Origin of the sequence: Klebsiella sp. 141161 (assembly GCF_050600815.1) — a bacterium.
GTDB lineage: Bacteria > Pseudomonadota > Gammaproteobacteria > Enterobacterales > Enterobacteriaceae > Klebsiella > Klebsiella aerogenes.
This window is the reverse complement of record NZ_JAQIRN010000007.1, coordinates 142,131-168,806: the sequence shown is the minus strand read 5'-3', so window position 1 is coordinate 168,806 and position 26,676 is coordinate 142,131. Positions and strand designations below refer to the sequence as shown.

The window sequence follows — 26,676 nt, the reverse complement described above, 5'->3', positions numbered from 1 at the left end:
TATTTGTTGTTAGTTACAACATACTTTCACTTGTGCAAACTTGTTGAATTCAGGGAAATAACTATCGGTACGTCATCTACCACTTAATACCTAAGCGTGGCATAAATCCCGGTTAACATTCTGTCATATTTAAAATAATCCTTATAAAACAATTGGATATTTAATAAATATCGTTACTACTTTGGTGGTATCTGCGGGTTGGGTGCGGATTTATAAGCTATTTCGCATTGATCGCCATCAATTCTCCTCCTCCGACATGGCGCTATTTTCGCTGCAAATCCAGCAATGTCGATTTATCAGAGAGCCGTCAGGCTCCATATCAGGAGAAACCCGATGAGTAAATTTCTGGACCGGTTTCGCTACTTCAAACAGAAGGGTGAAACCTTTGCCGATGGGCACGGCCAGCTTCTTAAAACCAACCGGGATTGGGAGGATGGATACCGCCAGCGTTGGCAGCATGACAAAATCGTGCGTTCCACTCACGGTGTGAACTGCACCGGCTCATGCAGCTGGAAAATTTATGTCAAAAATGGCCTGGTCACCTGGGAAACCCAACAAACTGATTACCCGCGTACCCGCCCCGATCTGCCGAACCATGAGCCACGCGGCTGCCCGCGCGGCGCCAGCTACTCCTGGTATCTGTATAGCGCTAACCGCCTGAAATATCCGCTGATGCGTAAGCGTCTGATGAAGATGTGGCGTGAAGCGAAAGTTCAGCATAGCGATCCGGTTGAGGCATGGGCTTCTATTATTGAAGATGCCGATAAAGCGAAAAGCTTTAAACAGGCCCGCGGCCGTGGCGGTTTTGTTCGTTCTTCATGGAAAGAAGTGAACGAACTGATTGCCGCCTCAAACGTCTACACCGTCAAAACTTACGGTCCAGACCGCGTGGCAGGCTTCTCGCCAATCCCGGCGATGTCTATGGTTTCCTACGCGTCCGGCGCCCGTTACCTGTCGTTGATTGGCGGTACCTGCCTGAGCTTCTACGACTGGTACTGCGACCTGCCGCCGGCCTCGCCGATGACCTGGGGCGAACAGACCGATGTGCCGGAATCTGCCGACTGGTATAACTCCAGCTACATCATCGCCTGGGGCTCCAACGTCCCGCAGACCCGTACCCCGGACGCGCACTTCTTTACCGAAGTTCGCTACAAAGGGACCAAAACCGTGGCGATTACTCCGGACTATGCCGAAATCGCCAAGCTGTGCGATCTATGGCTGGCGCCGAAGCAGGGTACCGATGCCGCGATGGCGCTGGCGATGGGCCACGTTATGCTGCGTGAGTTCCACCTCGATAAACCGAGCCAGTACTTCACTGATTACGTACGCCGCTACACCGACATGCCGATGCTGGTTATGCTCGAAGAGCGCGATGGCTACTATGCCGCTGGCCGTATGCTGCGCGCTGCCGACCTGGTTGACTCCCTGGGCCAGGAGCAGAATCCGGAATGGAAAACCGTCGCCTTTGACGAGAAGGGCGAAATGACCGTACCTAACGGTTCTCTGGGCTTCCGCTGGGGTGACAAAGGCAAGTGGAACCTCGAGCAGCGCGATGGTAAAACCGGCGAAGAGATTGAACTGCGTCTGAGCCTGCTTGGCAGCCACGACGATATCGCCAACGTCGGCTTCCCATACTTTGGCGGCGAAGGTTCCGAGCATTTCAACAAAGTCGACCTCGAAAACATTCTGCTGCACAAACTGCCGGTAAAACGCCTGCAGATGGCCGACGGCTCCACCGCGCTGGTGACCACCGTTTATGACCTGACCATGGCGAACTACGGCCTGGAGCGCGGTCTGAACGATGAAAACTGCGCCACCAGCTACGATGACGTCAAAGCGTACACTCCGGCCTGGGCAGAAAAAATCACCGGCGTACCCCGCGCGCATATCATCCGTACCGCTCGTGAATTTGCCGATAACGCCGATAAGACCCATGGCCGCTCGATGATTATCGTCGGTGCGGGCCTGAACCACTGGTTCCACCTGGACATGAACTACCGCGGGCTGATCAACATGCTGATCTTCTGCGGCTGCGTTGGCCAGAGCGGCGGTGGCTGGGCGCATTACGTTGGTCAGGAAAAACTGCGTCCGCAGACCGGCTGGCAGCCGCTGGCGTTCGCCCTCGACTGGCAGCGTCCGGCACGCCACATGAACAGTACATCGTACTTCTATAACCACTCCAGCCAGTGGCGTTATGAAACGGTCACCGCGCAGGAACTGCTGTCGCCGATGGCGGATAAATCCCGCTACAGCGGACATCTGATCGACTTCAACGTGCGCGCTGAGCGTATGGGCTGGCTGCCGTCGGCGCCGCAGCTGGGCGTGAACCCGCTGCGTATTGCTGACGAAGCGAAGAAAGCCGGCATGACGCCGGTCGATTACACCGTGAAATCGCTGAAAGAGGGGTCTATTCGCTTTGCGGCCGAACAGCCGGAGAACGGTAAAAACCATCCGCGTAACCTGTTTATCTGGCGTTCCAACCTGCTGGGTTCCTCCGGTAAAGGCCATGAATACATGCTCAAGTACCTGCTGGGTACCGAGAATGGTATTCAGGGCAAAGACCTTGGCAAGCAGGGCGGCGTGAAGCCGGAAGAAGTTGAATGGCGGGATAACGGTCTCGACGGCAAACTGGATCTGGTCGTTACGCTCGACTTCCGTCTGTCGAGCACCTGTCTGTACTCTGACATCGTGCTGCCGACCGCAACCTGGTACGAAAAAGACGACATGAATACTTCGGATATGCATCCGTTTATTCACCCGCTGTCTGCCGCCGTTGACCCGGCCTGGGAATCCAAAAGCGACTGGGACATCTATAAAGGTATCGCTAAGAAATTCTCTGAAGTCTGCGTAGGCCACCTCGGCAAAGAAACCGACGTCGTGACGCTGCCGATTCAGCACGATTCCGCCGCAGAAATGGCGCAGCCGTTTGACGTTAAAGACTGGAAAAAAGGCGAATGTGACCTGATCCCAGGTAAAACCGCTCCGCATATTATTCCGGTCGAGCGCGATTACCCGGCGACCTACGAGCGCTTCACCTCTATCGGCCCGCTGCTGGAAACCATCGGCAACGGCGGTAAAGGTATCGCCTGGAATACCCAGAGCGAGATGGATCTGCTGCGTAAGCTCAACTACACCAAGGCGGAAGGCCCGGCGAAAGGCCAGCCGAAGCTGGAGACCGCTATCGACGCCGCCGAGATGATCCTCACTCTGGCGCCGGAAACCAACGGTCAGGTAGCCGTGAAGGCGTGGAAAGCGCTGAGCGAATTTACCGGCCGCGAGCATGCGCACCTGGCGCTGAATAAAGAAGACGAGAAGATCCGCTTCCGCGATATTCAGGCGCAGCCGCGTAAGATCATCTCCAGCCCGACCTGGTCTGGCCTGGAAGACGAACATGTCTCCTATAACGCTGGCTATACCAACGTTCACGAGCTCATCCCTTGGCGTACGCTGTCCGGCCGTCAGTCGCTGTATCAGGATCACCAGTGGATGCGCGACTTTGGCGAAAGCCTGCTGGTCTATCGTCCGCCGATCGACACCCGTTCGGTGAAAGCGGTGATGGGCGAGAAGTCCAACGGCAATCCAGAGAAGGCTCTTAACTTCCTGACGCCGCACCAGAAGTGGGGGATTCACTCGACCTACAGCGATAACCTGCTGATGCTGACCCTGTCGCGCGGCGGGCCGATCGTCTGGATGAGCGAAGCGGACGCGAAAGATCTGGGTATCGAAGATAACGACTGGATCGAAGTATTTAACGCCAACGGCGCCCTGACGGCGCGTGCGGTAGTGAGCCAGCGCGTACCGGCCGGAATGACCATGATGTACCACGCGCAGGAACGTATCGTTAACCTGCCGGGCTCTGAAGTCACCGGTCAGCGCGGCGGTATCCACAACTCGGTTACCCGTATTACGCCAAAACCGACCCATATGATCGGCGGCTACGGCCACCTGGCGTACGGCTTTAACTACTATGGCACCGTCGGTTCCAACCGCGATGAGTTTGTTGTGGTACGTAAGATGAAGAACATTAACTGGTTAGACGGCGAAGGTAATGACCAGGTACAGGAGAGCGTAAAATGAAAATTCGTTCACAAGTCGGCATGGTGCTGAATCTCGATAAATGCATCGGCTGTCACACCTGCTCCGTAACCTGCAAAAACGTCTGGACCAGTCGTGAAGGGATGGAGTACGCCTGGTTCAACAACGTAGAAAGTAAGCCGGGCGTCGGTTTCCCGAACGACTGGGAAAACCAGGAAAAATGGAAAGGCGGCTGGATCCGTAAAATCAACGGTAAACTACAGCCGCGTATGGGCAACCGCGCGATGCTGCTGGGTAAAATCTTCGCCAACCCGCATCTGCCGGGAATCGATGATTACTACGAACCGTTTGATTTTGACTACCAGAATCTGCATAACGCGCCGGAAAGCAAACATCAGCCGATCGCCCGTCCGCGCTCGCTGATTACCGGCCAGCGGATGGACAAAATTACCAGCGGCCCGAACTGGGAAGAGATCCTCGGCGGCGAGTTTGAAAAACGCGCCAAAGACCAGAACTTCGAAAACATGCAGAAGGCGATGTACGGCCAGTTCGAAAACACCTTCATGATGTATCTGCCGCGCTTATGCGAGCACTGCCTGAACCCGGCGTGCGTCGCGACCTGCCCGAGCGGCGCCATCTATAAGCGTGAAGAAGACGGTATTGTCCTGATCGACCAGGATAAGTGCCGCGGCTGGCGTATGTGCATCACCGGCTGCCCGTACAAGAAGATCTATTTCAACTGGAAGAGCGGGAAATCCGAGAAATGCATCTTCTGCTACCCGCGTATTGAATCCGGGATGCCGACGGTGTGCTCCGAAACCTGTGTAGGACGTATTCGCTATCTCGGTGTCCTGCTCTACGACGCGGATGCGATTGAAAACGCAGCCAGCACCGAGAACGAGAAAGATCTGTATCAGCGTCAACTGGACGTCTTCCTCGATCCTAACGATCCAAAAGTGATTGAACAGGCGTTAAAAGATGGCGTACCGCAGGGCGTAATTGAAGCCGCGCAGCAGTCGCCGGTTTACAAAATGGCGATGGACTGGAAGCTGGCGCTGCCGCTGCACCCGGAATATCGCACCTTGCCAATGGTCTGGTACGTGCCGCCTCTGTCGCCGATTCAGTCCGCCGCCGATGCAGGCGAGCTGGGTAGCAACGGGATCCTACCGGACGTAGAAAGCCTGCGTATTCCAGTCCAGTATCTGGCGAACCTGCTGACCGCGGGCGATACCCAGCCTGTACTGCTAGCGCTGAAACGTATGCTGGCGATGCGCCACTTCAAACGTGCGGAAACCGTCGACGGCGTCGTTGATACCCGCGCGCTGGAAGAGGTGGGGCTGAGCGAAGCGCAGGCGCAGGAGATGTACCGCTATCTGGCCATCGCTAACTACGAAGACCGTTTCGTGGTGCCGAGTAGCCATCGTGAACAGGCCCGCGATGCCTTCCCGGAGAAGAGCGGCTGCGGCTTTACCTTCGGCGATGGTTGCCACGGTTCTGATAGCGAATTCAACCTGTTCAACAGCCGTCGTATCGACGCCATTGACGTTACCAGCAAAACGGAGCCGCACTCATGATTGAACTCGTGATTGTGTCGCGTCTGCTCGAATACCCTGACGCTGCCTTATGGCAGCATCAGCAGGAGATGTTCGAGGCTCTCGCGTCATCGGAAAAACTCGCCAAAGAAGATGCCCAGGCGCTGGGCGTTTTCCTGCGCGATTTAGTGGCTCAGGATCCGCTGGACGCCCAGTCTGCGTACAGCGAGCTGTTTGACCGCGGCCGCGCTACCTCGCTGCTGCTGTTTGAACATGTCCACGGCGAGTCCCGCGATCGCGGGCAGGCGATGGTCGACCTGATGGCGCAGTACGAGCGCCACGGCCTGCTGCTGGACAGCCATGAGCTGCCGGATCACCTGCCGCTGTATCTGGAGTATCTGGCGCAGCTGCCGGAAGAGGAAGCGCTTGGCGGCCTGCGGGACGTTGCGCCGATCCTCGGCCTGCTCAGCGCGCGTCTGCAACAGCGCGAAAGCCGCTATGCGATGCTGTTCGAGCTGCTGTTGAAGCTTGCCAATACTCAGGTCGATAGCCAGAAAGTGGCGGAGAAGATCGCCGACGAGGCCCGCGACGATACGCCGCAGGCGTTGGATGCCGTTTGGGAAGAAGAGCAGGTCAAATTCTTTGCCGACCAGGGCTGCGGCGAGTCGGAGATTTCCGCTCACCAGCGTCGTTTTGCCGGAGCCGTGGCCCCGCAATATTTGAATATCTCTAACGGAGGACAGCACTAATGCACTTCCTGAATATGTTCTTCTTTGACATTTATCCGTACATTGCGGGTTCGGTGTTCCTTATTGGCAGCTGGCTGCGCTACGACTACGGTCAGTACACCTGGCGCGCCGCCTCCAGTCAGATGCTGGATCGTAAAGGGATGAACCTGGCGTCAAACCTGTTCCATATCGGGATCCTGGGTATTTTCGCCGGTCACTTCCTCGGCATGCTGACCCCGCACTGGATGTATGAGTCCTTCCTGCCGATCGACGTGAAGCAGAAGATGGCCATGTTTGCCGGCGGCGCGTGCGGCGTGATGACGCTGGTCGGCGGCTTACTGCTGCTCAAGCGCCGTCTGCTGAGCCCACGCGTTCGTGCCACCACCACCACAGCGGATATTCTGATCCTCTCGTTGTTGATGGTGCAATGCGCGCTGGGACTGCTGACCATTCCATTCTCCGCCCAGCATATGGACGGTAGCGAAATGATGAAACTGGTCGGTTGGGCGCAGTCGGTGGTCACCTTCCACGGCGGAGCTTCGCAGCATCTCGATGGCGTGGCGTTTGTCTTCCGCGTTCACCTGGTGCTGGGGATGACGCTGTTCCTGCTGTTCCCGTTCTCTCGTCTGGTTCACATCTGGAGCGCGCCGGTCGAGTACCTGACGCGCAAATACCAGATTGTGCGCGCGCGTCGCTAGTTCATTCGCGACGGCTGACTCACCCCGCCATGGCGGGGTTTTTTTTCGCCCCAACCAAGGTTGTTGCCGGCAGCGGCAAGCAGAATCAGTACCCCTCCAGCCAACTGCAGCGGCGCCAGCGCATGATGGAAAACCAGATAGTCAACCAGAATGGCCACCAGCGGATAGATAAACGAGAGCGAACCGGTGACCGGCGTCGGCAATTTTTGAATCGCGCTATATAAAAGCTGGTACATAATCCCGGTATGGACGATGCCGAGGATTAACAAATAGCGCCAGGGAAAATGGCTGTTAAATTCGGGGTGATGAACCAGCGGTAAAAGCATCACCGTGCCGACGATAACTTGAATAAAAGCGATATGCTGCGCCGGTAGCGGCTGCAGTTTGCGGGCGATAATGGCGGTCAGGACATAGAAAAATGCCGCGCCTAACGCCAGGATAATACCAGTGACGAGATTATCGCTGTGGGCGGGAGTCAGTTCGCTCGACAGCAGAATCACCACGCCGCCAAAGGCCAGGAGTAACCATCCCCATTTTACCGCGCTTACCTTTTCACCCAGCATCATGCTCAGTAATACCAGCATAAAGGGCTGGGTATTGTAGACCACGGTGGCCATCCCGATAGAAACGCGTGAGTAGGCGGCAAAAAGCAGAAGCCAGTTGATGACCAGCGCGACGCCGCCAAGGATTGCCAGCGCCAGAGTGAGGCGCGTCAGGCGGCTGAAGGGCTGTCGGCTTAACAAAATAAACAGCAATAATGTGACTGCGCCAATAAGACAACGCCAGAACACCACATCAATCACCGGTAACCCTGAGAGCAGCACGAACGCGCCAATTGAGCCGGAAATTATCATCGCCAGACTCATTTGCCAGACTCCACGAGAAAGTTGCATATTTCACCTCCAGAAGTTTTCCATTATTGTCGTGAAAAGCCTGACAGCTTGATATATCTGAATTAAGGTAAGAACAAATGAATGCCTTTATTTATTAGGTGAAATAAATGGAATACATAATTGATGAAATAGACCGGGCGATTCTTGCCTGCCTGACGCAAGATGCCAGAGTTTCGCTTAAGGTATTGAGTGCGCAGGTGGGATTGACCTCGCCGAGTACCGCCGAGCGGGTAAAACGCCTTGAGGAAAAAGGGGTGATTCAGGGTTATAGCGCGCGGGTTAATCTGGCGGCGTTGGGATATAGCCTGCAGGCATTAGTTCGAGTGAGACCGCTACCGGGATTGCTGCAAAAAGTGGATAAATATATCCAGGCGATGCCGGAGTGTATTGAAAGCGACAAGGTCACCGGAGAGGATTGTTTTGTTATGCGTCTCGTGGTCCGTGATATTGCGCAGTTGGATACGATATTGGATGGTCTGGCTGAATATGCCCAGTGTAATACCTCTGTGGTGAAAAGCTCGCCGGTCAAAAGACGATTGCCCCCGCTGTGAGTTTTCCCGGAGGCGGTGCTGCGCACCTGTCCGGGCTACCAAACGGCACCACCTGTAGCCTCGCTAAGCGAAGCGCGAGCGAGGGGATAGTAGTACCGGTGGCTGAGAGAGTGCAAGAGTGTGTAGCCTCGCTAAGCGAAGCGCGAGCGAGGAGATAGCAGAACAGGTGGCTGAAGAGAGTGCAACAGGAGTGGGGGAAGGATTACTCGGCGCTAAAGCGCCTCGCCCTTCGGGCCGTTGCCTGCGGCAACGTTCTCTCGCTGACGCTCGAGTCGAACCTTAATCGAAGCTTCTCATCCTTCCCCGTAGGGCAGAATATTAAGTATTGTAGGTAGATTAAACTGGGTATGACATGGGGAGATGGTGGTGGGGGAAGGATTCGAACCTTCGAAGTCGATGACGGCAGATTTACAGTCTGCTCCCTTTGGCCGCTCGGGAACCCCACCAGGGGTAAAATCAAATTGTAGGCTATTCAGCAAAATGAATGGTGGTGGGGGAAGGATTCGAACCTTCGAAGTCGATGACGGCAGATTTACAGTCTGCTCCCTTTGGCCGCTCGGGAACCCCACCACGGGGTAATGCTTTTTACTGGCCTGCTCCCTTCTCGGGAAGCGGGGCGCATCATACCAAATGACGCGCCCCTGTAAAGCATTCCTTTGACAAAATTAAACTGGTTGCCTGATTTTTACGCGTAACGCCGTAAAGCTAACCAATTCATTTCGCTGTTGATTAAAGAATGATCGTCCGGTTGCCGTAAACAAAGACGCGCTGCGCCAGTACCTGATATAGCGCACGGCTTAAGACGTTTTTTTCAACGTCACGGCCCGCGCGCATCATATCTTCGGCGGTATAGGTATGATCGACGTGAATCACGTCCTGCATGATGATTGGGCCTTCATCCAGATTATCATTCACATAGTGGGCGGTGGCGCCAATGATCTTCACGCCGCGCTCATAGGCCTGGTGATACGGACGCGCGCCGATAAACGCCGGCAGGAACGAGTGGTGAATATTAATGATTTTGTTCGGGAAACGAGCGACAAACGCCGGAGTAAGCACGCGCATGTACTTTGCCAGTACCACGTAGTCCGGATCGTGGGCGGCTATCGCATCGCCCATCTGCTGGTCGTGCTCTTCGCGGCTCAATCCTTCATGGCTCACCAGCTCAAAGGGAATACCGAAACGTTCCACCAGCGTGCGCAGCGTTTCATGGTTGCCGATAACCGCGGCGATCTCGACATCCAGCCCGCCGTAGTTGGCTTTCATCAGCAGATCGCCGAGACAGTGCGCTTCTTTAGTGACCAGAATCACCACCCGGCGACGGCCGGCCGGGTTGAGTTCACGGATTGAACCTTCCGGCAGCGCGCTATCGAGGTCGGCCAGCAGAGTGGCGTCGTTAAAGATACCTTCGAGCTCGGTACGCATGAAGAAACGACCGGTACGGTGGTCGACAAACTCATTGTTCTGCACGATGTTTAACTCGTGCTTGTAGCAGATATTCGTGATACGCGCGATGAGGCCTTTCTGATCAGGGCAAATGGTGCGTAGTACTTTACGTTGTAATGAATGCATCGCGGGGGAAATCCTGTTGTGTTTGCAATTGCTGATGCCGGGCCTTACTGGCCGCAGCATTTTTTAAATTTTTTACCTGAACCGCAAGGGCAGGGGTCATTACGGCCAATTAATGGTCGGGTGCCGTCAATATAGTACCACTGTCCGTTTTCTTTTAAGAATCTGGAACGTTCAATAATCGCGCCGGGGCGGTTATCTTCAGTAAAACGTGCGATAAAACTGACGAAACCTTCATCGGGGCTACGCCCGTTATCGGTAGCGAAAACGGTTAAACCGAGCCACTGCGTGTTAGCAAAGCCTTTTTCGATATCGGCGCGAAAACGTGGTGCTTCACAGCCTGGATGCCAGGTTTTGATTAAATAATCGACATCTTTCATCACGAATGCGCTATAACGGGAACGCATCAGCTGTGACGGGCTCGGCGCAAGCTGACCGCCAGTCAGATATCGCTGGCAACATGAGCTATACTCGAGAGCGCTGCCACAGGGGCATAATTGCGACAAAATCGCCTCCATGGAAAAGAATAACGGCGCCAGAGCGCCAAAGTGCATTATGTTAACTGAGCGATGGCGCTAATGTCATGCTCGGAGTGGAAGGATATGTATCTGTACTAATGAGAAAGTTGAAGATTGGTTTAGCGCTAGGGGCTGGCGCCGCGCGCGGTTGGTCGCATATCGGCGTGATAAAAGCGCTGCATCGGGCAGGAATTGATGTCGATGTAGTGGCAGGATGTTCTATTGGTGCCTTAGTCGGTGCGGCTTACGCCTGCAATCGTCTCCCTGCGTTGGAAAAGTGGGTTAGCTCCTTTAGCAACTGGGATGTGCTGCGATTGATGGATCTCTCCTGGCGGCGCGGCGGTTTGTTACGCGGCGAGCGGGTGTTCAATCAATACCGGCAAATTATGCCTGTTGCGCAAATCGAAGAGTGCGAACGTCGTTTTGCCGCCGTGGCGACTAACCTGAGCACCGGGCGTGAATTATGGTTTACGGAAGGTGACCTGCACATGGCGGTCCGCGCTTCTTGTAGTATGCCGGGCCTGATGTCGCCGGTGATGCATAACGGCTACTGGCTGGTGGATGGCGCGGTGGTCAATCCGGTTCCGGTCTCGCTAACGCGAGCCTTGGGGGCGGATATTGTGATTGCCGTCGACCTCCAGCATGACGCCCATCTTATGCAGCAGGACCTGTTATCAATCGAATCGCCGCGTCCGGAGCCGATAGAGGAGCTCAGTTGGCATTCCCGCCTGCGATCCCGGTTGGGGAGAATGAGCTCTCGCCGTACGACAATAACCCCCACGGCGATGGAGATTATGTCTACCTCGATTCAGGTGCTGGAAAACCGTCTGAAACGTAATCGTATGGCAGGCGATCCGCCAGATATCCTGCTACAGCCGTTTTGTCCGCAAATTTCCACTCTTGATTTTCATCGTGCTGGCGAAGCGATGGCCGCAGGACAGCTGGCCGTTGAGAAAAAAATGGATGAATTATTACCCTTGGTGCGCACTTCCGCGTAGCGCACTTGTCCAACACTTAAGTAAATTCTGACAGGCGATAGCGTGAATAGCGTGCCACTATTTAATTATCGTCAGCCAGGGGAGAGAACATGACGCAGCCATTGGCGGGAAAACAGATTCTGATAGTAGAAGACGAACCCGTTTTCCGCTCTCTCCTGGACAGCTGGCTAACTTCACTGGGAGCGACGACTCGCCAGGCGGAAGACGGCATTGAGGCGCTGCAGCAAATCGCGATTTCGAAACCGGATCTGATGATTTGCGATATCTCGATGCCGAGGATGAACGGCCTGGAGCTGGTTGAACAGGTTCGCAACCAGGGTGAACAACTTCCTATTTTGATGATTTCCGCGACCGAAAACATGGCGGACATTGCCAAAGCGCTGCGTCTTGGCGTGCAGGACGTCTTACTGAAGCCGGTAAAAGATTTTAATCGCTTGCGTGAAACGGTGTATGCATGTCTCTACCCGACAATGTTTAGTTCTCGAGTAGAAGAGGAAGAGCGATTATTTGAAGACTGGGATGCGTTAGTTAGCGATCCCCTGGCGGCGTCAAGGTTATTGCAGGAGCTTCAGCCGCCGGTACAGCAGGAGATATCTCATTGTCGCATTCATTACCGCCAGCTTATCTCTGCAGATAAACCGGGGCTGGTGCTGGATATTGCGCCGTTATCAGAAAACGATCTGGCGTTTTATTGCCTGGATGTTACCCGTGCCGGTGATAATGGCGTTCTGGCTGCATTATTATTACGTGCTTTGTTTAATGGCTTGCTGCAAGAACAGCTCGCTCATCAAGGGCAGCGCCTGCCGGAAATGGGCGCATTGTTAAAACAAGTTAACCAATTACTCCGCCAGGCCAATTTACCAGGTCAATTCCCATTGTTGGTTGGTTATTATCACAGCGGATTAAAAAATTTGATTCTGGTTTCTGCAGGTCTTAACGGCACGTTGAATACCGGTGAGCATAAAATTCAAATTAGTAACGGCGTTCCGTTAGGAACGTTGGGCAACGCATACCTCAACCAAATTAGCCAGCGCTGTACTTCATGGCAGTGCCAAATTTGGGGCGCGGGGGGACGTTTACGACTGATGTTGTCTGCAGAATGAACAATTCTATCTATTTTTAGTAGGTGGGATTACCGGGCCTACATTTCCGGTGGTACTATCACTGCGTTTTATGCGTAAAAGTCCTAATTCGAGGGTATCCAAACCTTTTCAGACCAGGTTTAACTGATCAGACTGATATACTCGATGCGTTATTTATTGACGATTAAGTTCAAAAAACGAACAGTCCAGGAGATTTCAATGGCTGCCCTTAATTCTAAAGTAAGAAAAGCTGTTATCCCGGTAGCGGGATTAGGCACCAGGATGCTACCCGCCACCAAGGCTATTCCGAAAGAAATGCTGCCACTGGTAGATAAACCATTAATCCAATATGTTGTTAACGAATGTATCGCCGCTGGGATTACTGAAATTGTTCTGGTGACACACTCTTCGAAAAACTCTATTGAAAACCATTTCGATACCAGCTTCGAGCTCGAAGCGATGCTGGAAAAACGTGTAAAACGTCAGCTTCTGGAAGAAGTTCAGTCTATTTGTCCGCCGCACGTTACCATCATGCAGGTACGTCAGGGGCTGGCTAAAGGTCTGGGTCATGCGGTGCTGTGCGCGCATCCCGTTGTCGGCGACGAGCCGGTTGCGGTTATTCTGCCGGACGTTATTCTGGACGAATATGAGTCCGATCTGACCCGTGATAACCTGGCGGAAATGATTGCTCGCTTTGACGAAACGGGCGCCAGCCAGATCATGGTTGAGCCAGTTGATGACGTTACGGCTTATGGTGTTGTTGATTGCAAAGGCGAAAGCCTGCAGCCTGGCGAAAGTGTGCCGATGGTTGGCGTTGTTGAGAAGCCGAAGGCAGACGTCGCGCCATCTAATCTGGCGGTTGTCGGCCGTTATGTACTGAGCGCCGATATTTGGCCGCTGCTGGCTAAAACCCCTCCGGGAGCCGGCGATGAAATTCAGCTGACTGATGCTATTGATATGCTGATCGAGAAAGAGACCGTGGAAGCCTACCACATGAAAGGCAAAAGCCATGACTGCGGTAATAAGCTCGGTTATATGCAGGCCTTCGTAGAATATGGCGTTCGCCATAAGACTTTGGGCGAAGACTTTAAAGCCTGGCTTGAGCAAGCTGTCGCGAAGTAATATTCGTCGCCAGAACAACCGGGTCGCCTGATAGCGATCCGGTTTTTTTATGCCTGATACTTTAGCGCGTAGCGATAAAAAAAATCCCGCCGAAGCGGGATTTTTATATCAAGCATAAAGCTAATTAGAGCAGGAAATCGTCCAGTGTTTTACCTTGCTCATCCATTGCTTTCTTGATGACTGCCGGAGTACGACCCTGGCCAGTCCAGGTTTTAGTTTCGCCGTTTTCATCAACGTAGCTGTATTTAGCCGGACGTGCAGCACGTTTAGTTTTGGTGCCAGCTTTAACTGCCGCCATGGTGCTCAGCAGTTCATTCGGATCAATACCGTCAGCGATCAGCATTTCGCGGTACTGTTGCAGTTTACGAGTACGCTCTTCAATTTCTGCAGCAGCGGCGCTTTCTTCTTCGCGACGTTCGTTAACAACAACTTCTAATTTTTCCAGCATCTCTTCAAGCGTTTCAAGGGTGCATTCTCTTGCCTGCGCACGAAGAGTACGGATGTTGTTCAAAATTTTAAGTGCTTCGCTCATTGTAGTAATCTCAAACTTATATTGTGGGGTGGTTTGTTGAAGTAATAATAGAGCGATAAAATCAGATGTGCAATAGGGGAGAATGTAAGGAATTCAAAATTACTTGTTATTTGTCTGGTTGATTAAATAATTTAAGTTAAATTTTCGCGCGACCTCACATCTTCTCGCTTATAGCTTAAGCATACGCACTGGCGCTAAAACCATGAGTCAGGATGATTTTCCCGCGTTTCGAGAGTAAATTTATACTTCACGTGGATAAATATCGCTCTTCAGTTTTAGCGCATTAGTTACGGTGATGCTTAATATAAATTGGCGGCCAAAACCCATTATAGTTGTCCGGAGAATGGCGGTTTAAGCACAAAACGACAATGATTTGTATCCGCTGGCGCGGCGACGGTGGTGCCTGACGCTATTCATTCGCTGGCCGTTTCATTTTTTGTAAAGCATTATCAGCCTGCCAGCAATACCCCCTGTGAAAGCACGGTCGGCTCGGTAATATATGATACAATTGCGCGGTAAAACACATTGATTGGGGTTACGCAGCCGATGGCACAACTTTATTTTTACTATTCTGCAATGAATGCCGGTAAGTCTACTGCGCTGTTGCAGTCTTCGTACAATTACCAGGAACGAGGGATGCGTACCGTCGTTTATACCGCTGAAATTGACGACCGTTTTGGTTCTGGCAAAGTGAGCTCGCGAATCGGGCTCTCTTCGCCGGCGCGGCTGTATAATCCTCAGACGTCGTTATATGCCGATATCGCGTCGGAGCATGCCCGCCAGCCCATTCATTGCGTGCTGGTGGACGAGAGCCAGTTCTTGACCCGTGAACAGGTCCACGAGCTCTCTGAAGTGGTGGATGAGCTCGATATCCCGGTATTGTGCTACGGATTGCGTACGGACTTTCGCGGTGAGTTATTTAGCGGTAGTCAGTATTTGTTAGCATGGTCAGATAAGCTGGTTGAATTAAAAACGATTTGCTTCTGTGGGCGAAAGGCAAGCATGGTTTTACGTCTTGATCAGGAAGGGCGCCCGTACAATGAGGGGGAGCAGGTAGTTATTGGCGGTAATGAGCGCTACGTTTCCGTCTGTCGTAAGCATTATAAAGAGGCGCTGAATATCGGTTCGTTAACCCAGGTGCAAAGTAAGCTGCGTCACTGCGAATAATTCTTTAATTTCATTACTTTCAGGCGCCTGTATGGCGCCTGTTGTCTTTTATGGAATCGGTTCCTGTATTCAGATATTACCAGGTTTATTGTCTTTTGTACTTCTGTAGGCAAACGTTAATAAAGTATGAAAATAAAAAAAGCCCCATCAATAGATGGGGCTTCGTTCATATCAATGCCGTGAATTAAGCGGATTTTTTCGCTTTTTTCTCTGCTTTGACTGGAGCGGCTTCTTTTTTCACAGCCGCAGCTTCGCCTTCGACAAAGTCACGACCGTAGTAGGTATCCAGCAGAATCTGTTTCAGCTCGGCGATCAGAGGGTAGCGCGGGTTAGCGCCGGTGCACTGGTCATCAAAGGCGTCTTCAGACAGCTTATCAACGTGAGCCAGGAAGTCAGCTTCCTGAACGCCGGCTTCGCGGATAGATTTCGGAATACCCAGTTCAGCTTTCAGGCTTTCCAGCCATGCCAGCAGTTTCTCGATTTTCGCAGCAGTGCGGTCGCCCGGAGCGCTCAGACCCAGGTGGTCTGCGATCTCGGCATAACGACGGCGCGCCTGCGGACGGTCATACTGACTGAATGCGGTCTGCTTGGTCGGGTTGTCATTCGCGTTATAGCGGATAACGTTGCAGATCAGCAGGGCGTTTGCCAGACCGTGCGGAATGTGGAACTGCGAGCCCAGTTTGTGAGCCATTGAGTGGCACACGCCCAGGAAGGCGTTAGCAAACGCGATACCAGCGATAGTGGCGGCACTGTGCACACGTTCGCGGGCTACCGGGTTTTTAGAACCTTCATGGTAAGAGGCCGGCAGATACTCTTTCAGCAGTTTCAGCGCCTGCAGAGCCTGACCATCAGAGAACTCAGAGGCCAGTACGGAAACGTAAGCTTCCAGGGCGTGAGTCACGGCATCCAGACCACCGAAGGCACAGAGAGATTTCGGCATATCCATGACGAGGTTGGCATCGACAATCGCCATATCCGGAGTCAGCGCGTAGTCGGCCAGCGGATATTTCTGTCCAGTTGCATCGTCGGTTACCACGGCGAACGGGGTAACTTCAGAACCGGTACCGGAAGTGGTGGTAATGGCAACCATCTTGGCTTTGACGCCCATTTTCGGGAACTTGTAGATACGTTTACGGATATCCATAAAGCGCAGCGCCAGTTCTTCGAAGTGGGTTTCCGGGTGCTCATACATGACCCACATGATTTTGGCAGCATCCATCGGGGAACCGCCGCCCAGCGCGATGATTACGTCTGGTTTGAAGGAGTTGGCCAGATCCGCGCCTTTACGCACGATGGTCAGCGTTGGGTCAGCTTCAACTTCAAAGAATACTTCGGTTTCTACGCCAGCCGCTTTCAATACGGAAGTGATCTGGTCTGCATAACCGTTGTTGAACAGGAAGCGGTCAGTCACAATCAGCGCGCGTTTGTGACCATCAGTAATCACTTCATCCAGTGCGATTGGCAGTGAGCCACGACGGAAGTAGATAGATTTCGGAAGTTTATGCCACAACATGTTTTCAGCTCGCTTAGCAACGGTTTTCTTGTTGATCAGGTGTTTCGGACCAACGTTTTCAGAGATGGAGTTACCACCCCAGGAACCACAACCCAGAGTCAGGGAAGGTGCGAGTTTGAAGTTATACAGGTCGCCGATACCACCCTGAGAAGCCGGGGTGTTGATCAGGATACGCGCGGTTTTCATCATCTGGCCGAAGTAGGCCACGCGAGTCGGCTGGTTGTCCTGGTCGGTGTACAGGCAGGAGGTATGGCCGATACCGCCCATGGCGACCAGTTTTTCTGCTTTATTGACCGCGTCTTCGAAATCTTTCGCACGGTACATTGCCAGCGTCGGGGACAGTTTTTCGTGAGCGAACGGTTCGCTTTCGTCAACGTCGGTAACTTCGCCGATCAGAATCTTAGTGGTGGCCGGCACGGTGAAGCCCGCCAGTTCGGCGATTTTTGCCGCTGGCTGACCAACGATAGCCGCGTTCAGCGCGCCATTTTTCAGGATAATGTCCTGAACGGCTTTCAGTTCTTTGCCCTGCAGCAGGTAGCCGCCGTGGCTGGCAAAGCGTTCGCGAACGGCATCGTATACAGAGTCAACGACGACGACAGACTGTTCAGAAGCACAGATAACGCCGTTATCGAAGGTTTTTGACATCAGTACGGACGCTACTGCGCGTTTAATATCGGCAGTTTCATCGATGACAACCGGCGTGTTGCCTGCGCCAACGCCGATAGCTGGTTTACCAGAACTATAAGCGGCTTTAACCATACCTGGGCCACCGGTGGCGAGGATCAGGTTGATGTCAGGGTGGTGCATCAATGCATTAGACAGTTCTACTGAAGGTTGGTCGATCCAACCAATCAAATCTTTCGGCGCGCCTGCGGCAATCGCCGCCTGCAATACAATATCCGCCGCCTTGTTAGTTGCGTCTTTAGCACGCGGGTGCGGAGAGAAGATGATGGCGTTACGCGTCTTCAGGCTGATCAGCGATTTGAAAATTGCCGTTGAGGTTGGGTTGGTAGTCGGGACGATACCGCAAATAATACCGATTGGTTCAGCAATGGTGATGGTACCGAAAGTGTCGTCTTCAGACAGGACGCCACAGGTTTTTTCATCTTTATAGGCGTTGTAGATATATTCGGAGGCGAAGTGGTTTTTGATCACTTTATCTTCAATAATACCCATGCCGGATTCGGCAACGGCCATTTTTGCGAGAGGGATTCGAGCATCTGCAGCGGCCAGAGCGGCGGCACGGAAGATCTTATCAACTTGTTCTTGAGTGAAACTGGCATATTCACGCTGGGCTTTTTTTACGCGCTCTACAAGTGCGTTAAGTTCAGCGACATTAGTAACAGCCATAATGCTCTCCTGATAATGTTAAACTTTTTTAGTAAAACAGTAGCTCGATTCGACATTATAGACAGGCTGTTAACAGCTTGCATGTAAATGTTAACGTAAAGATTTCTAACGCTTTGAACACACTGATTTACTAAAAAAGCTTTGTCTTACTACGCACTCAGGTACTTCGGCCTTTCACTCTGTTGGTGTAGCCAAGATTACTCACTTCTGAGTATGAATTACGTGATTTGGATCAATATTTGGCGATGCTGATACCTTTCAGCAGGGCAATAATTGACCAGTTAAATCATGAGGAGTGATAAGGTATGCATATTTAATGAATAAAGCGCATACATTAAACAAATATATAACAAATAAAATCCATCAGCCGCGGCTGCATATTTGAGATGAATTGTGGCTATGAAAAGGGTATCTTCTGCAAAATTAATTCGTACTGACGCTGTCAACAGCCTTTTTTAATGGTGCTGCGGAGTTCACTGTGACCCTACCGTTGTTTGATTTCGCTGTTTATTTTAAATTTTTTATCGGCCTGTTCGCGCTGGTCAATCCTGTCGGCATCATTCCGGTTTTCATTAGTATGACCAGTTATCAGACGGCGCTGGTACGTAATAAGACGAATCTGACGGCTAACCTGTCGGTGGCTATCATCCTCCTTACCTCGCTTTTCCTCGGTGATGGAATCTTGCAAATTTTCGGCATCTCAATTGATTCTTTCCGTATCGCGGGGGGGATCCTGGTGGTGACTATCGCCATGTCGATGATCAGCGGGAAACTCGGCGAGGATAAACAAAACAAACAGGAAAAGTCGGAGACGGCCATTCGTGAAAGCATCGGTGTCGTACCGTTAGCGCTGCCTTTAATGGCGGGGCCGGGGGCGATAAGTTCCACGATCGTGTGGGGCACGCGTTATCACTCAATTGCCCATCTGATCGGTTTTTCAATCGCCATTGCGCTGTTTGCCGCCTGTTGTTGGGGAATCTTTCGCATGGCCCCATGGTTGGTCAGATTGCTGGGGCAGACCGGAATTAACGTCATTACGCGTATCATGGGTCTGTTGCTGATGGCTTTAGGGATCGAGTTTATCGTCACCGGGATTAAAGCGCTGTTTCCTGGATTAACAGGGTGACTGACGCAGCAGACGCGGGGCGCTGAGCCTCGCGTTTGAAAGATTATTAGCAAAACTTATTCCTGTCGTTGCTATAAATGGTAAGCGATAACTTTTGCTGATAATGATTTTATTTTATATTTATCATATTGTTAGTTGTTTTTATTCTATCTCGTCAGACTGTTTTTCTCCCCTCATCACTGTTATTTTTGTCACATCATTCTCTGGCGCTTGCTGTCGGATCATCGAAATGATATTAGTAATTTCTTCGAGACAGCAGATTAATGTGCTAAAAATTAGACAATTGTTAAATTTTTGTGCAAAAAAGCAACTTTGCGTACAGAGCGGGAACGTAAAACGACAGGGTGTTCCTATCCGTGTGATTTTAAACGCTATTTTTGCTTTTTAAACGTCATAAGTCTCAGGTTAAGCACGGTAAAAAAAACAATAAAAGAGAATCCGGTAACATATTTGCAAATTGCATTGGCGGACAAGAAACCGTTTTGGTACTTTCCGGCCTGATCGCTAACTAAATAATGTGCACAAATGAGAATTATTATTACATAACTCATTGTGCCGGCATTCCCCCTCTGGACAGGGGATAAAGAATCGACGTCAAGGCTGCCGTTTGAGCGGTCGTAATAAATAAGTCGGTGATAGCAAGCAGTAGAATCTGACAGCGGCAAAGACTCCTGCACTGTACAGAATCCCTATAAGGGAAAAATAACAGGCTGGTTAAATAACCAGTAATTATAATGAGTGGAGTAACAACACATGACCATCATCACTAAAAAAAGTCTGGTAGCGGCGGGAATTTTATCTGCGCTCATCACCGCAAATGTTGCTATGGCAGCTGATGTCCCTGCCGGGGTGCAACTGGCGGATAAACAAACGCTGGTACGTAATAACGGGGCAGAGGTGCAATCTCTGGATCCGCATAAAATTGAAGGTGTACCGGAGTCCAACGTTAACCGCGATCTGTTTGAAGGGTTAGTGATTGGCGATCTTAACGGCCATCCAGTTCCGGGCGTTGCCGAATCGTGGGATAACAAGGATTTTAAAGTCTGGACTTTCCATATTCGCAAAGATGCCAAATGGTCCGACGGTTCACCGGTTACCGCGCAAGATTTCGTTTATAGCTGGCAGCGTTTGGCGGACCCGAAAACGGCATCCCCTTACGCCAGCTATCTTCAGTATGGCCATGTGGCTAACGTCGATGAGATTATTGCCGGCAAAAAACCGGCAACCGATCTCGGCGTCAAAGCGATCGATGACAAAACGTTTGAAGTCACGCTGAGCGAACCGGTTCCGTATTTCTATAAACTCCTCGTCCATCCATCCGTTTCTCCAGTACCAAAAGCCGCCATCGAAAAATATGGCGAGAAATGGACGCAGCCTGCGAATATCGTCACCAACGGCGCCTATAAATTAAAAGACTGGGTGGTGAACGAACGTATTGTGCTCGAGCGTAATACGAATTACTGGGACAACGCCAAAACCGTTATTAACCAGGTAACTTACCTGCCAATTTCTTCTGAAGTTACCGATGTGAACCGCTACCGCAGCGGCGAAATCGACATGACTTATAACAACATGCCGATTGAACTGTTCCAGAAGCTGAAAAAAGAGATTCCGAAAGAAGTTCACGTCGATCCTTATCTGTGTACTTATTATTACGAAATCAATAACCAGAAAGCGCCATTTACCGACGTACGCGTCCGTACCGCGCTTAAGCTGGCGCTGGATCGCGATATTATCGTTAATAAAGTGAAAAACCAGGGCGATCTGCCGGCTTACAGTTATACCCCGCCATACACCGATGGCATGAAACTTGTTGAACCGGAGTGGTTCAAATGGTCTCAGGACAAGCGTAATGAAGAAGCGAAAAAATTGCTGGCGGAAGCCGGCTATACCGCTGATAAGCCGCTGACCTTTAACCTGCTGTATAACACCTCTGATTTACATAAAAAACTGGCTATCGCCGTGGCGTCCATCTGGAAGAAAAACCTTGGCGCTAACGTTAAGCTGGAAAATCAGGAGTGGAAAACCTTCCTCGATAGCCGTCATCAGGGCACCTTTGACGTCGCGCGCGCTGGCTGGTGCGCTGATTACAATGAGCCGACATCGTTCCTGAACACCATGCTCAGCGACAGCTCTAACAACACGGCGCATTATAAGAGCCCGGCATTCGATAAGATCATCGGCGATACTCTGCAGGTCACCGATGAAGCGAAACGCGCCGAGCTGTACGCGCAGTCCGAACAACAGCTGGATAAAGATTCCGCGATTGTTCCTGTTTACTACTATGTGAACGCACGCCTGGTGAAACCGTGGGTTGGCGGTTATACCGGTAAAGACCCGTTGGATAATATTTACGTGAAGAACCTTTATATTATCAAACATTAATGGCAAGACGTGGGGCAGGCTGAGCTTGCCCCACCGTGTCTGAATTCATCGCACTCGATAGGCACAGGCCAGAAGGTACGGGCAATGTTAAAATTCATATTACGTCGCTGTCTGGAAGCGATTCCGACGCTATTTATTCTTATTACTATCTCTTTCTTCATGATGCGCCTCGCGCCGGGCAGTCCTTTTACCGGTGAACGCACGCTGCCGCCGGAAGTCATGGCGAACATTGAAGCGAAATATCATTTAAACGACCCCATCATGACCCAGTACTTCAATTATCTGAAGCAACTGGCGCACGGTGATTTCGGTCCTTCCTTCAAATATAAAGATTATTCGGTGAACGATCTGGTTGCATCAAGCTTCCCGGTTTCCGCCAAATTGGGCCTTGCAGCCTTCTTATTAGCCGTGATTCTTGGCGTTAGCGCCGGGGTTATTGCCGCCTTAAAACAGAATACCAAATGGGACTACGCGGTGATGGGGGTGGCAATGACCGGCGTCGTCATACCGAGTTTCGTGGTGGCGCCGCTGCTGGTGATGATTTTCGCCATCACGCTGCACTGGCTGCCTGGCGGCGGCTGGAACGGCGGGGCACTGAAATTTATGATCCTGCCGATGGTGGCGTTATCGCTGGCCTATATTGCCAGTATCGCCCGTATCACCCGCGGTTCGATGATTGAAGTTTTGCACTCTAACTTCATCCGCACCGCGCGGGCGAAAGGCCTGCCGATGCGCAGAATTATCTTCCGCCACGCGCTGAAGCCTGCGTTGCTGCCGGTGCTTTCCTATATGGGCCCGGCGTTCGTTGGCATTATCACTGGCTCAATGGTTATCGAGACAATTTACGGCCTGCCGGGTATTGGCCAGTTATTCGTCAACGGAGCGCTTAACCGCGACTACTCGCTGGTGCTCAGCCTGACGATTCTGGTCGGCGCGCTGACCATTCTGTTTAACGCGATCGTCGACGTGCTGTACGCCGTCATCGATCCGAAAATTCGCTACTGAAGCCGGAGTTCGCCATGATGTTAAGTAAGAAAAATAGCGAGGCGCTGGAGAACTTCAGTGAGAAACTGGAAGTTGAAGGCCGTAGCCTGTGGCAGGATGCGCGTCGCCGCTTTATGCATAACCGCGCGGCGGTGGCCAGCCTGATTGTGCTGGTGATTATTGCGCTGTTTGTGACTATCGCTCCAATGCTGTCGCAGTTTTCCTATTTCGATACCGACTGGGGGATGATGTCTAACGCTCCGGATATGGAGTCTGGTCACTATTTTGGCACCGATTCATCCGGTCGCGACCTGCTGGTGCGCGTGGCGATAGGCGGACGCATATCGCTGATGGTTGGCGTGGCTGCGGCGCTGGTGGCGGTGATCCTCGGCACCCTCTATGGTTCACTTTCCGGTTATCTCGGCGGCAAAGTGGACTCGGTGATGATGCGTTTACTGGAAATCCTCAACTCCTTCCCGTTCATGTTCTTCGTGATCCTGCTGGTGACCTTCTTTGGTCAGAACATCCTGCTGATCTTTGTGGCTATCGGGATGGTGTCGTGGCTGGATATGGCGCGTATCGTACGCGGTCAGACCCTGAGTCTGAAACGTAAAGAGTTCATCGAAGCCGCGCAGGTCGGCGGGGTCTCCACCGCGAATATCGTTATTCGTCATATTGTGCCGAACGTCCTGGGCGTGGTGGTGGTTTACGCTTCACTGCTGGTACCCAGCATGATTCTGTTCGAATCCTTCCTGAGCTTCCTCGGCCTTGGCACCCAGGAACCGCTGAGCAGTTGGGGCGCGTTACTCAGTGATGGCGCCAACTCAATGGAAGTCTCGCCGTGGCTGTTGTTGTTCCCTGCCGGTTTCCTGGTGGTAACGCTGTTTTGTTTTAACTTTATCGGCGATGGCCTGCGTGATGCCCTCGACCCGAAAGACCGCTAAGGAGCGCCGTCATGAGCACAATTGAAATGGCTAAAGCGCCGCAGGCCGCGCAGCAAAGCGGTCTGCTGCTGGATGTGAAGGATCTTCGGGTGACGTTTAAAACGCCGGACGGCGATGTCACCGCGGTTAACGATCTGAATTTTAACCTGCGGGCCGGCGAAACCTTAGGAATCGTCGGTGAGTCAGGTTCCGGGAAATCGCAAACGGCATTCGCGCTAATGGGGCTTTTGGCCGCGAATGGTCATATTAGCGGTTCCGCCACTTTTAACGGTCGCGAAATCCTTAATTTGCCCGAGCGCGATCTGAATAAGCTGCGTGCCGAACAGATTTCGATGATTTTCCAGGACCCGATGACGTCGTTGAACCCTTATATGCGGGTTGGCGAGCAGCTGATGGAAGTGCTGATGCTGCATAAAGGGCTGAGCAAAGCCGCGGCTTTTGAAGAGTCGGTAAGAATGCTCGATGCGGTGAAGATGCCGGAAGCGCGTAAGCGCATGAAGATGTTCCCGCACGAGTTCTCCGGCGGGATGCGCCAGCGCGTGATGATTGCCATGGCGCTGTTATGTCGGCCAAAACTGCTGATTGCCGATGAACCGACCACCGCGTTGGACGTTACCGTGCAGGCACAGATCATGACCCTGCTTAACGAGCTGAAGCGCGAGTTTAACACCGCGATTATTATGATTACCCACGACCTCGGCGTGGTAGCGGGGATCTGCGATAAGGTTCTGGTGATGTATGCCGGGCGTACTATGGAATACGGTCAGGCGCGCGACGTCTTCTATCAACCGTCGCACCCGTACTCGATTGGTTTACTCAATGCGGTACCGCGTCTCGATGGCGAAGGCGATTCCTTGCTAACGATTCCTGGTAACCCGCCGAACCTGCTGCGTCTGCCGAAAGGCTGTCCGTTCCAGCCGCGCTGCCCGCATGCCATGGAAATCTGTAATAGCGCTCCGCCTCTGGAGTCGTTTGCGCCAGGCCGCCTGCGCGCTTGCTTTAAACCGGTAGGGGATCTGCTATGAACGCCGTGATCGAACAAAGAAAAGTGCTGCTCGAAATTGCCGATCTGAAAGTGCATTTTGATATTAAAGATGGCAAGCAATGGTTCTGGCAACCGTCAAAAACGCTCAAAGCGGTGGATGGCGTTACTCTGCGCCTGTATGAAGGCGAAACGCTGGGCGTGGTCGGCGAATCCGGCTGCGGTAAATCGACCTTCGCCCGCGCCATCATCGGCCTGGTGAAAGCTACCGACGGTAAAGTGGCCTGGCTTGGAAAAGATCTGTTAGGCATGAAGCCGGAAGAGTGGCGCGACGTGCGCAGCGATATCCAGATGATCTTCCAGGATCCTTTAGCATCGCTGAATCCGCGTATGACCATTGGGGAAATTATCGCTGAACCGCTGCGGACCTATCATCCTAAGATGTCTCGTCAGGAAGTGCGCGATCGCGTGAAGGCGATGATGATGAAGGTCGGCCTGTTGCCGAACCTGATTAACCGCTATCCGCATGAATTCTCCGGCGGCCAATGCCAGCGCATTGGTATCGCTCGCGCGCTGATCCTTGAGCCTAAGTTGATTATTTGCGATGAGCCAGTATCGGCGCTGGACGTTTCCATTCAGGCGCAGGTGGTGAACTTACTACAGCAGCTGCAGCGGGAGATGGGGCTATCGTTGATTTTTATCGCCCACGACCTGGCGGTAGTGAAACACATTTCCGACCGCGTGCTGGTCATGTATTTAGGCCATGCGGTGGAGTTGGGCACCTATGATGAGGTGTATCATAATCCGCTGCATCCTTATACCAAAGCGCTGATGTCGGCCGTACCGGTGCCGGATCCGGATCTGGAGAAGAATAAAACCATCCAACTATTGGAAGGGGAATTACCTTCACCGATTAATCCGCCTTCGGGTTGCGTATTTCGCACCCGATGTCCATTGGCCGGGCCCGAATGCGCCAAAACGCGGCCGGTGCTGGAGGGCAGTTTCCGCCATGCGGTTTCCTGCCTGAAGGTAGACCCGTTATAATCACTCGGGCTGACTGATGTCAGCCCTTTTTTATTGTGAGGTTAACGTGGCAGTTTCGCTCTCCGCCGCCCGTTTGCGGCTATACCATCTACTCTTCGATCAAACTCGTCGCTCTGGCCGTCGTTTTGAAGGGCTTTGCGGTTTATTCGCCCTGTTAAGCGTGGTCATTATTTTTGTTGAGTCTGGACTCGGCTCGCAATATCACCTGTCGCTTGATGAGTGGCATGTTTTTGTTTGGCTGGAGCTGGGGGTTACCGCGGTCTTCACCGCAGAATATATTCTACGCGTTATAAGCTGGCCGAATCCGCTACGCTATATCTTCAGCTTCTGGGGATTTATCGATCTGGCGACCGTTTTACCGCTGTATGTGATGTGGTTATGGCCGGAAATGAGCCTCGAGTATGTCTTTGCCTGGCGGGCCATGCGGGTTATCCGCGCGCTGCGTATTCTTAAACTGCTGCGCTTTATGCCGTCGCTGAATATTTTTTGGCGGGCTATCGTCAGCGCCCGTCATCAGCTCATTCTGTTTTACTCGTTTATTGCTATTGTGATGGTGATTTTCGGCTCGCTGATGTATTTAATTGAAGGGCCGCAATACGGGTTTACCACCTTAAATGCTTCGGTCTATTGGGCAATCGTCACCATTACTACCGTGGGATACGGCGACATTACGCCACATACTCCATTAGGGCGGATACTCGCCTCTGTACTTATTCTCATCGGTTATTCTATCATCGCCATCCCAACCGGGCTGATAACGACGCATATGACTACGGCGTTGCAAAACCGACGCGCTCGCCGCGTTTGCCCAAACTGCAATAACGCCGAGCATGATAAAAATGCCCGTTTCTGCCACGCCTGCGGAACAGAATTACCGCAATAACGTATAAAACAAAAAGCCTGCCGATATTACTGTCGGCAGG

Annotated in this window: 21 protein-coding genes, 2 tRNA genes and 1 other RNA gene; 16 read left to right on the top strand and 8 right to left on the bottom strand. The window is 52.3% G+C overall.

The genetic code is table 11. The features are described 5' to 3' along the window. The first annotated feature begins 333 nt into the window (after positions 1-333). The 4 genes from PGR79_RS18545 to narI are packed head-to-tail and all read left to right on the top strand — an operon-like array spanning position 334 to position 6,993. Positions 334-4,077: a nitrate reductase subunit alpha gene (locus PGR79_RS18545; RefSeq protein ID WP_045393812.1), complete on the top strand. Its 3,744-nt coding sequence runs from the start codon at positions 334-336 to the stop codon at positions 4,075-4,077. After that, positions 4,074-5,609, top strand: coding sequence for a nitrate reductase subunit beta (narH, locus tag PGR79_RS18540; protein ID WP_087857950.1), 1,536 nt, complete (start codon positions 4,074-4,076; stop codon positions 5,607-5,609). Before PGR79_RS18545 ends, narH begins: the two co-directional genes overlap by 4 nt. Continuing rightward, on the top strand, positions 5,606-6,316 hold the full coding sequence (gene narJ / locus PGR79_RS18535) for a nitrate reductase molybdenum cofactor assembly chaperone (protein ID WP_045375167.1): 711 nt from the start codon (positions 5,606-5,608) through the stop codon (positions 6,314-6,316). The genes narH and narJ overlap by 4 nt, the downstream gene beginning before the upstream one ends. Continuing rightward, on the top strand, positions 6,316-6,993 hold the full coding sequence (narI, locus tag PGR79_RS18530; protein ID WP_015367083.1) for a respiratory nitrate reductase subunit gamma: 678 nt from the start codon (positions 6,316-6,318) through the stop codon (positions 6,991-6,993). The genes narJ and narI overlap by 1 nt, the downstream gene beginning before the upstream one ends. Here narI and PGR79_RS18525 read toward each other — a convergent pair. Then, positions 6,990-7,886, bottom strand: a complete 897-nt coding sequence (locus tag PGR79_RS18525; protein WP_430922242.1) for a DMT family transporter — start codon at positions 7,884-7,886, stop codon at positions 6,990-6,992. The genes narI and PGR79_RS18525 overlap by 4 nt on opposite strands. Before the next feature lie 107 nt (positions 7,887-7,993). Here PGR79_RS18525 and PGR79_RS18520 point away from each other — a divergent pair, with 107 nt between their 5' ends. Further along, on the top strand, positions 7,994-8,437 hold the full coding sequence (locus tag PGR79_RS18520) for an Lrp/AsnC family transcriptional regulator (RefSeq protein WP_049056889.1): 444 nt from the start codon (positions 7,994-7,996) through the stop codon (positions 8,435-8,437). 185 nt (positions 8,438-8,622) lie between these two features. Here PGR79_RS18520 and PGR79_RS18515 read toward each other — a convergent pair. The 5 genes from PGR79_RS18515 to PGR79_RS18495 form a co-directional block, all read right to left on the bottom strand. Then, a non-coding RNA gene (locus PGR79_RS18515) (RtT sRNA) lies at positions 8,623-8,755 on the bottom strand. 43 nt (positions 8,756-8,798) lie between these two features. Then, a tRNA-Tyr gene (locus PGR79_RS18510) sits at positions 8,799-8,883 on the bottom strand. 39 nt (positions 8,884-8,922) lie between these two features. After that, a tRNA-Tyr gene (locus PGR79_RS18505) sits at positions 8,923-9,007 on the bottom strand. A gap of 159 nt (positions 9,008-9,166) precedes the next feature. Beyond that, on the bottom strand, positions 9,167-10,009 hold the full coding sequence (purU, locus tag PGR79_RS18500) for a formyltetrahydrofolate deformylase (protein WP_087857947.1): 843 nt from the start codon (positions 10,007-10,009) through the stop codon (positions 9,167-9,169). A 44-nt stretch (positions 10,010-10,053) separates the two neighbouring features. Next, on the bottom strand, positions 10,054-10,512 hold the full coding sequence (locus tag PGR79_RS18495) for a YchJ family protein (RefSeq protein ID WP_113374297.1): 459 nt from the start codon (positions 10,510-10,512) through the stop codon (positions 10,054-10,056). A 110-nt stretch (positions 10,513-10,622) separates the two neighbouring features. On the opposite strand from PGR79_RS18495, the gene rssA reads away from it, so the two are divergent. From rssA to galU, 3 genes are all read left to right on the top strand, one after another. Continuing rightward, positions 10,623-11,522, top strand: coding sequence for a patatin-like phospholipase RssA (gene rssA, locus PGR79_RS18490; RefSeq protein ID WP_113374163.1), 900 nt, complete (start codon positions 10,623-10,625; stop codon positions 11,520-11,522). Positions 11,523-11,611: 89 nt separating this feature from the next. Beyond that, complete coding sequence (gene rssB, locus PGR79_RS18485) at positions 11,612-12,625, top strand: two-component system response regulator RssB (protein WP_087857945.1); 1,014 nt, start codon at positions 11,612-11,614, stop codon at positions 12,623-12,625. A 198-nt stretch (positions 12,626-12,823) separates the two neighbouring features. Then, positions 12,824-13,726: a UTP--glucose-1-phosphate uridylyltransferase GalU gene (gene galU / locus PGR79_RS18480; RefSeq protein WP_045397556.1), complete on the top strand. Its 903-nt coding sequence runs from the start codon at positions 12,824-12,826 to the stop codon at positions 13,724-13,726. Between the two features lie 124 nt (positions 13,727-13,850). Here galU and hns read toward each other — a convergent pair whose 3' ends face one another. Continuing rightward, on the bottom strand, positions 13,851-14,258 hold the full coding sequence (gene hns / locus PGR79_RS18475) for a histone-like nucleoid-structuring protein H-NS (RefSeq protein ID WP_004103116.1): 408 nt from the start codon (positions 14,256-14,258) through the stop codon (positions 13,851-13,853). A 546-nt stretch (positions 14,259-14,804) separates the two neighbouring features. Here hns and tdk point away from each other — a divergent pair. Further along, complete coding sequence (tdk, locus tag PGR79_RS18470) at positions 14,805-15,425, top strand: thymidine kinase (RefSeq protein ID WP_045397553.1); 621 nt, start codon at positions 14,805-14,807, stop codon at positions 15,423-15,425. A gap of 184 nt (positions 15,426-15,609) precedes the next feature. Here tdk and adhE read toward each other — a convergent pair whose 3' ends face one another. Further along, positions 15,610-18,288, bottom strand: a complete 2,679-nt coding sequence (gene adhE / locus PGR79_RS18465; protein ID WP_087857943.1) for a bifunctional acetaldehyde-CoA/alcohol dehydrogenase — start codon at positions 18,286-18,288, stop codon at positions 15,610-15,612. Positions 18,289-18,766: 478 nt separating this feature from the next. On the opposite strand from adhE, the gene PGR79_RS18460 reads away from it, so the two are divergent. The 7 genes from PGR79_RS18460 to PGR79_RS18430 all read left to right on the top strand — a co-directional run bounded on the left by PGR79_RS18460 (position 18,767) and on the right by PGR79_RS18430 (position 26,636). Next, on the top strand, positions 18,767-19,414 hold the full coding sequence (locus PGR79_RS18460) for a YchE family NAAT transporter (RefSeq protein WP_045397549.1): 648 nt from the start codon (positions 18,767-18,769) through the stop codon (positions 19,412-19,414). A gap of 753 nt (positions 19,415-20,167) precedes the next feature. Next, positions 20,168-21,799 carry an oligopeptide ABC transporter substrate-binding protein OppA gene (gene oppA, locus PGR79_RS18455; protein WP_045397547.1) on the top strand — a complete coding sequence of 544 codons (1,632 nt, stop codon included), beginning with the start codon at positions 20,168-20,170 and terminating at the stop codon, positions 21,797-21,799. Positions 21,800-21,883: 84 nt separating this feature from the next. Beyond that, positions 21,884-22,804 (top strand): oligopeptide ABC transporter permease OppB, encoded by a 921-nt coding sequence (gene oppB / locus PGR79_RS18450; protein ID WP_015367069.1) that lies wholly within the window; start codon positions 21,884-21,886, stop codon positions 22,802-22,804. 14 nt (positions 22,805-22,818) lie between these two features. Beyond that, the gene (oppC, locus tag PGR79_RS18445; RefSeq protein ID WP_087857941.1) at positions 22,819-23,727 is read left to right on the top strand and encodes an oligopeptide ABC transporter permease OppC; all 909 of its coding nucleotides are present in this window, start codon (positions 22,819-22,821) and stop codon (positions 23,725-23,727) included. Positions 23,728-23,738: 11 nt separating this feature from the next. After that, a complete protein-coding gene (locus PGR79_RS18440; RefSeq protein ID WP_113374162.1) occupies positions 23,739-24,752 on the top strand; it encodes an ABC transporter ATP-binding protein in 1,014 nt (337 codons plus the stop codon). Then, a complete protein-coding gene (oppF, locus tag PGR79_RS18435) occupies positions 24,749-25,753 on the top strand; it encodes a murein tripeptide/oligopeptide ABC transporter ATP-binding protein OppF (protein ID WP_059304977.1) in 1,005 nt (334 codons plus the stop codon). Before PGR79_RS18440 ends, oppF begins: the two co-directional genes overlap by 4 nt. Positions 25,754-25,769: 16 nt before the next feature. Continuing rightward, positions 25,770-26,636 carry an ion transporter gene (locus PGR79_RS18430; RefSeq protein ID WP_162750197.1) on the top strand — a complete coding sequence of 289 codons (867 nt, stop codon included), beginning with the start codon at positions 25,770-25,772 and terminating at the stop codon, positions 26,634-26,636. The last annotated feature ends 40 nt before the right edge of the window (positions 26,637-26,676 follow it).